This window comes from Sphingorhabdus sp. (assembly GCF_035329025.1).
GTDB lineage: Bacteria > Pseudomonadota > Alphaproteobacteria > Sphingomonadales > Sphingomonadaceae > Sphingorhabdus_B.
In genome coordinates this window covers 1-5,640 of record NZ_DAOLHN010000080.1, presented here as the reverse complement: position 1 = coordinate 5,640, position 5,640 = coordinate 1, and the positions used below count along the sequence as shown (strand labels likewise).

The 5,640-nt window shown below is 58.3% G+C and carries 7 protein-coding genes and 1 other RNA gene; 4 read left to right on the top strand and 4 right to left on the bottom strand.

Annotation, left to right across the window (positions count from 1 at the left end):
* A partial coding sequence (locus tag PKC81_RS14275) for an alpha/beta hydrolase (protein WP_324337234.1) occupies positions 1-545 on the bottom strand: 545 nt, incomplete at its 3' end.
* 120 nt (positions 546-665) lie between these two features.
* Here PKC81_RS14275 and PKC81_RS14270 point away from each other — a divergent pair.
* The 4 genes from PKC81_RS14270 (at position 666) to ssrA (ending at position 3,528) form a co-directional block, all read left to right on the top strand.
* Positions 666-1,712 carry an aminotransferase class V-fold PLP-dependent enzyme gene (locus PKC81_RS14270; RefSeq protein WP_324337233.1) on the top strand — a complete coding sequence of 349 codons (1,047 nt, stop codon included), beginning with the start codon at positions 666-668 and terminating at the stop codon, positions 1,710-1,712.
* Positions 1,709-2,812 (top strand): cysteine desulfurase family protein, encoded by a 1,104-nt coding sequence (locus PKC81_RS14265; RefSeq protein WP_324337231.1) that lies wholly within the window; start codon positions 1,709-1,711, stop codon positions 2,810-2,812. Before PKC81_RS14270 ends, PKC81_RS14265 begins: the two co-directional genes overlap by 4 nt.
* Positions 2,809-3,144, top strand: coding sequence for a 2Fe-2S iron-sulfur cluster-binding protein (locus tag PKC81_RS14260; protein ID WP_324337228.1), 336 nt, complete (start codon positions 2,809-2,811; stop codon positions 3,142-3,144). The genes PKC81_RS14265 and PKC81_RS14260 overlap by 4 nt, the downstream gene beginning before the upstream one ends.
* A gap of 6 nt (positions 3,145-3,150) precedes the next feature.
* Positions 3,151-3,528, top strand: a transfer-messenger RNA (tmRNA) gene (ssrA, locus tag PKC81_RS14255).
* Between the two features lie 90 nt (positions 3,529-3,618).
* Here ssrA and PKC81_RS14250 read toward each other — a convergent pair.
* The 3 genes from PKC81_RS14250 to PKC81_RS14240 all read right to left on the bottom strand — a co-directional run.
* A complete protein-coding gene (locus PKC81_RS14250) occupies positions 3,619-3,843 on the bottom strand; it encodes a hypothetical protein (RefSeq protein ID WP_324337226.1) in 225 nt (74 codons plus the stop codon).
* A gap of 95 nt (positions 3,844-3,938) precedes the next feature.
* The gene (locus PKC81_RS14245; protein WP_324337224.1) at positions 3,939-5,192 is read right to left on the bottom strand and encodes an N-succinylarginine dihydrolase; all 1,254 of its coding nucleotides are present in this window, start codon (positions 5,190-5,192) and stop codon (positions 3,939-3,941) included.
* A 3-nt stretch (positions 5,193-5,195) separates the two neighbouring features.
* The coding region (locus PKC81_RS14240; protein ID WP_324337222.1) for an arginine N-succinyltransferase at positions 5,196-5,640 on the bottom strand (445 nt) is incomplete at its 5' end.

Sequence of the window (5,640 nt, the reverse complement as noted above, 5' to 3'; positions counted from 1 at the left end):
TGGTGGATGGTGATGTGCTTCTGCGTGCGCAGCTTGTCGACCAGCTTCTGCACCGAGTTGGGCGATACCACCTCGTCCTGTGCGCCGTGGATGATGATGCCCGAAGAGGGGCAGGGCGCGAGGAAGCTGAAATCATACATGTTCGCAGGCGGCGAAACCGAGATGAATCCGCGCACTTCGGGGCGACGCATCAGCAACTGCATGCCAATCCAGGCGCCGAAGCTAAACCCTGCAATCCAGGTCGAGCTGGCTTCGGGATGGAAGGCCTGCACCCAATCGAGTGCTGCCGCTGCATCGGAAAGCTCGCCAATGCCGTTATCGAATTCGCCTTCGCTGCGACCGACGCCGCGGAAGTTGAAGCGCAGAACGGCAAAGCCGCGCGCGACGAAAATCTTGTACATCGCCTGCGTTATGCGGTCGTTCATCGTCCCGCCTGCTTGTGGATGCGGGTGCAGGATCATCGCAACCGGCGCGCGCGGACGAGGCGGCGGAGAGAAACGGGCTTCGATACGGCCTTCAGGACCGGGAATGGCAATTGCTGGCATAAGATGTTTCTAAACAGAGGAATAATCGGGCCGCGTCACCCTTCGGGCTAGGCAGCGGTCGACCGGCTATATAGAAGCGATTGCGATTTTCGCAACCTTAACGGATGTCAGCTTCCTTATATGACACAGGACCGCATCTATCTTGATCATGCCGCGACAACGCCCGTATTGCCGGTCGTGCAAGCCGCGATGGCGGACGCGCTGGTGCGTTGGGCCAACCCGTCAAGCCCTCATGGCGAGGGACGGGCGGCGCGCGCTGCACTAGAGGATGCCCGCAAACGCATTGGCAAAGCCTTGGGTTGGGATGGCGAAATCCTTTTCACCAGCGGGGCCAGCGAAGCCATCACACTGTCCTTGAGAGGATTTGATGCGGTTGCCACCGCAGTGGAGCATGATGCCGTGCTCTCTGCCGTCGGCGACGAGGCGCGCATAGCTGTTGATGCAAATGGCATCGCGCAACTGGGATCGATAGCGAAGGGCAGGCGCTACGCCATCCAGCAGGTCAACAACGAAACCGGTATAATCCAGCCGCTTGAAGAGCTTGGGCGGGTCATTCGCGAAGGTGACGGGCTGTTGGTCGCCGATTGCTCACAGGGCGCCGGAAAATTGCCTTTGCCCGATGCGGACATCATCATCCTATCGGCGCATAAACTGGGCGGCCCACCCGGGTTAGGAGCTTTGCTGACAAAAGATCTGGGGCTGCTCAAACCGACTGGTGGACAGGAAAAAGGTTATCGTCGCGGCACTGAGAACCTCCCTGCAGTGCTCGGCCTAGCCGCTGCGCTGGAAGCAGGCATTGATTGGCTGGAGCAGGCGAACAAGCTTCGTGCAAAACTTGATGCCGCGATTGAGGAAACAGGTGGTGAGGTTGTCGGAAAGGCGTCTCCGCGCCTTGCGACGATTGGCAGCTACCGAATGCCGGGCGTTTCTGCATCGAGTCAGCTGATTTCCTTCGATCTCGCTGGAATTGCGGTTTCCGCCGGCAGTGCGTGCTCGTCCGGAACTTTGAAAGCCAGCCATGTGCTGACCGCTATGGGCTGGGATGCCAAAACCGCCGGGGAGGTGGTTCGAGTCAGTTTCGGTCCGCAGACCTGCGAAACGGATATCGACCGCTTTGTCGCGACGTGGAAAGCCATTCGGGAGCGCGCGGCAGGAGCTGCCCTATGAGCCTCACCGACGCGATCTATCTGGATTTTCAGGCGACCACCCGGCTTGCCAACGAAGCTTTTGACGCAATGCTGCCCTATCTCAACGCCCATTTCTGGAACCCGCACAGTGCGCACCGGTTGGGCAGGGCAATGAAGGCGGTCGTCGAAAACGCACGCGACAATGTGGAAACGCTGCTTCCTTCGGGCGGCCAAACAATCTTCACCAGCGGCGCGACCGAGGCGATCAATCTGGCCATAAAGGGCAGCATGACATCGCAATCGGTGATTGCGGTCTCGGCAATCGAACATGCGGCGGTGCTGGATACGGCCGAGTGGCTGGCGGGGCAGGGAGCGACGCTGATTGTCTTGCCTGTGACGGCTGATGGCTTGGTCGATGTCGCAGAAGCCGAACGGCTGCTTCCCGAACGGATCGATTTGATTGCGGTGATGCAGGTGAACAATGAAATCGGCACTATCCAACCCGTCGAGGCACTGGCCGATCTTGCCCATGCGCGCGGTGGATTGTTGCTGTGCGATGCGGTGCAGGGCTATGGACGCCTGCCGGCGCCTGCCAATGCTGATCTGATTGCTGTGTCTGCGCACAAGATCTACGGCCCAAAGGGCATTGGAGCGCTTTGGGTGCGCGACGGCGTGAAGCTATCGCCGCTAATCCATGGCGGTGGTCAGGAACAGGGGCTGCGTTCGGGAACGCTTTCACCTGCCTTATGTGCAGGCTTCGGGGCAGCGGCGAAAGTGGCGCGAACGCGGATGGAGGCAGACGCCGCGCAGATCGCCGCGCTGTGGCAACTGTCACGGACTCATTTTGCAGGCTGGACCATCAATGGCTCGGTTGATGCGCGCTATCATGGCAATTTGAACATTCGCCGCGATGGCGTCGATGTCGCAAGGTTGATGTCTGACTTACGCGAGGTCGCCTTTTCTGCGGGCTCCGCCTGTGCCAGCGGTTCGGGTCGACCCAGCCATGTCCTGCGCGCTATCGGTTTGAGCGACGCGCAGGCGAAATCTTCTATCCGCCTCGGCTGGGGGCGTTATAGTACCGAAGAAGACATTATCGTTGCTGCGCGACTTATCAACGGGGCCGCTGAGGAAATATTGTGATTAGGATCAACTTCATCAGCCCCGATGGCGAAACCACGCAGACGGTGGAGGCGAAAGAAGGCGACAGCCTGCTTGAAGTGGCGCAAAATGCAGGCCAGCCGTTGGAAGGCACCTGTGAAGGGCAGATGGCCTGTTCAACGTGCCATGTCATCATCGCGAAAGAGTGGTTCGATAAGTTGAACCCTGCGGTTGAGGACGAGGAAGACATGCTCGATCTTGCCAGCGGTGCGCGGCGGACGAGCAGGCTGTCCTGCCAGATTGATCTGACAGCCGAAATGGACGGACTGGTGGTGCATATCCCGGCGGAAAGCCGCAACATGCAGGGAATTTGAAGCCCTTCACTTCCCATTCACCCAAAATCGCCTATATAGGGAGCGTCCGGTTCGCCGGACTATGGCGATAAATTGCGATGTGCAATAGATGCAGCGGACCCGGGGGCGGTACCCGGCAGCTCCACCATTTTCCCCGCAAAACGGGGCAATTGACGGGGCTGAACTAGGATCGACGTGCGTTGAAAAGCATTGTTTTTGCCCGGCATGAATAAGCCGTGAAATGGTTCAAAACTCATAAGTGCCAACGATAACGAAGCACTTGCTCTCGCAGCATAATTCCGGGCCTCACGGTCTAGAATTATTCTAAAAGAACGCGGCCGAACCGGCCGGGCAACAGAAAGGTTACAGCGGCCGGGGGGTGCCGGGCAACAGAAACCCCCCACCACCCCAAGTATTTTCAGAAAAAGTGGGAACCGGTTTTTCGGTTCGAAAATACGTAAACAAAGAATCTGCCGAGCAACAGAATCCGGGGACCTAATCGCTGCCGAACATCTGCTGCAATTCAACAGCCTCCAGCATCTTTGCCGCAGCCACCACGACGGCACCCAGGCAGCAGAGGAAAAGCAGTTTGCCTCCAAAACCGGGATATTGCGTCAGATAGACCTCCCCGCGTTTCACCGCCCCCAGCCCGAGCGCATAGGTGATCAGAAAGACTTCGGTCTTGGTCTTGATCTGGAACAGGCGCGCGAATTTTTTCATAGGTTAACACGCGTATAGGCAAACCGCGTGCCAGTTCAGTATTTTGGCCAATCTTGATGGTTAACGGCGATGCGGTTTGTAAAGCCTATCGACAGTCAGGCCAGTGCAGCCAGATCGCAGGCATTGAGCAGTGCAAGGCGTGCCTGTTGCACCTGCTCGATAAGCGCCGCGTCGCCAAGCTGGCCTGGTGCTATGCTGTCCGGCCAATGTTCAGCGATAACTCCAGCAATCCGGTCAAGTTTTGCCTCATCAGCGATGAACCGCTGATCTACCGTGGTTGGGTCGGCCACCACACGCAGACGCAGGCAAGCCGGGCCGCCGCCATTGGCCATCGATTGGCGCACGTCGACTGGAACAAGGCGGCGAATGGGACCATTGCCTGCCACATGTTCCTCTAGCCAACTCCACACCCTGCCATTGGCCTGTGCTTCGGTCGGCAGGATCAAGGCCCTTTCGCCGGATGGCAGAGTCACCAATTGCGCGTTGAACAGATAGCTTTGCACGGCGTCGGCAAGACTGACCCGATCGGCCGGGACGATGACGATTTCCGCCTCCGGCATTTTCGTACGGATCGCAGCATAGGCCGCTTCGGGTTCTTCAAAAGCCTGTTCGTGGGTGAACAAGACCCGTTCGTTGGCGACAGCGACTACATCATTGTGGAATGCACCCGCGGCTATAGCGATGTCCGACTGCTGGATGAACAAAGTGCGTTCGGGATCGAGCCGGTGCGCACGCGCGATTGCTTTTGACGATTCGATATGCTGGCGTGCAGGGAAGGGGCCTCCAGATTTGCCATAGACAAAGATTTCCAGACCTGCCTCGTCATGCGAAGGGCATAGTCGCATGAAATTGGCAGCGCCTTCATCGCCGTAAGGCGGCGGTACTGGTTCGTGTACAGCGAAATGCTGCTCATCAGCAAAGGCCAGTTTCAACTGGGCGAGCGTTCCGGTCCATTCATGGCTTCGATGCGCCATGGTGAGCAGATTGGCCGCCGAGAGATGGCATTTTCCATCCGCCGTATCAGGAGCGGGAGAAACCGTCGCAGCATTGGCGGCCCACATTGCCGAGGCCGAAAAAGCCGCCGCACGGATATGGGGCTCTGCGCTGGCCATGTCGGTTGCCATGCCTTCCAGCCAAGCCTTGTTCGGCCGGTCGAGCGGTAGAAAGAAACCCTGTGCCAGCCCGAGACGCAAATTGGCGCGCATCTTTTCGACGCCCTGCAATGCTGCAGCTCGGGGTTGCGAAACCGCACCTGCATTGTTTGCCGAGGCAATATTGCCGGGGCTTAGCCCTGCATAATTGTGACTGGGCCCGATGATCCCATCGAAATTGATTTCAACCAATGCCATGGCTCACCACCTCGGTACGAAAGTGATGGTGTCACCGGTGATGACGCCCAGATTTTCGGCGCATTGACCATCTAGAATGACACCGTTCTCAGATGTCTCGACCCAACCATAAGAAGCGCGGAAATCCTCAAGCAAACCATGTGTGACAAGCATTTTGGTGCCGCCAGCCTTGCCCTCATGCGGATCACCCAAGGCGTTGCTGATTTCGACGATTTGGGCGTCTTTAGCTTCGCGCACGCTGCGGATCTGGTCGGTGCGCGCCGTCATTGTCGGGCCACCGTCGAATATGTCGATGTAATTCTCCCAGGCGAAACCTTCTTCTTCCAGCATGCGCATGGCAGCGCGGCCGGTGGGGTGGGGAACGCCAATCACATGGCGCGCTGCTTCCGATAGCATGGCGATATAGACCGGATGCTTGGGCATCAGATCGGCAATGAACTGGTTGCCG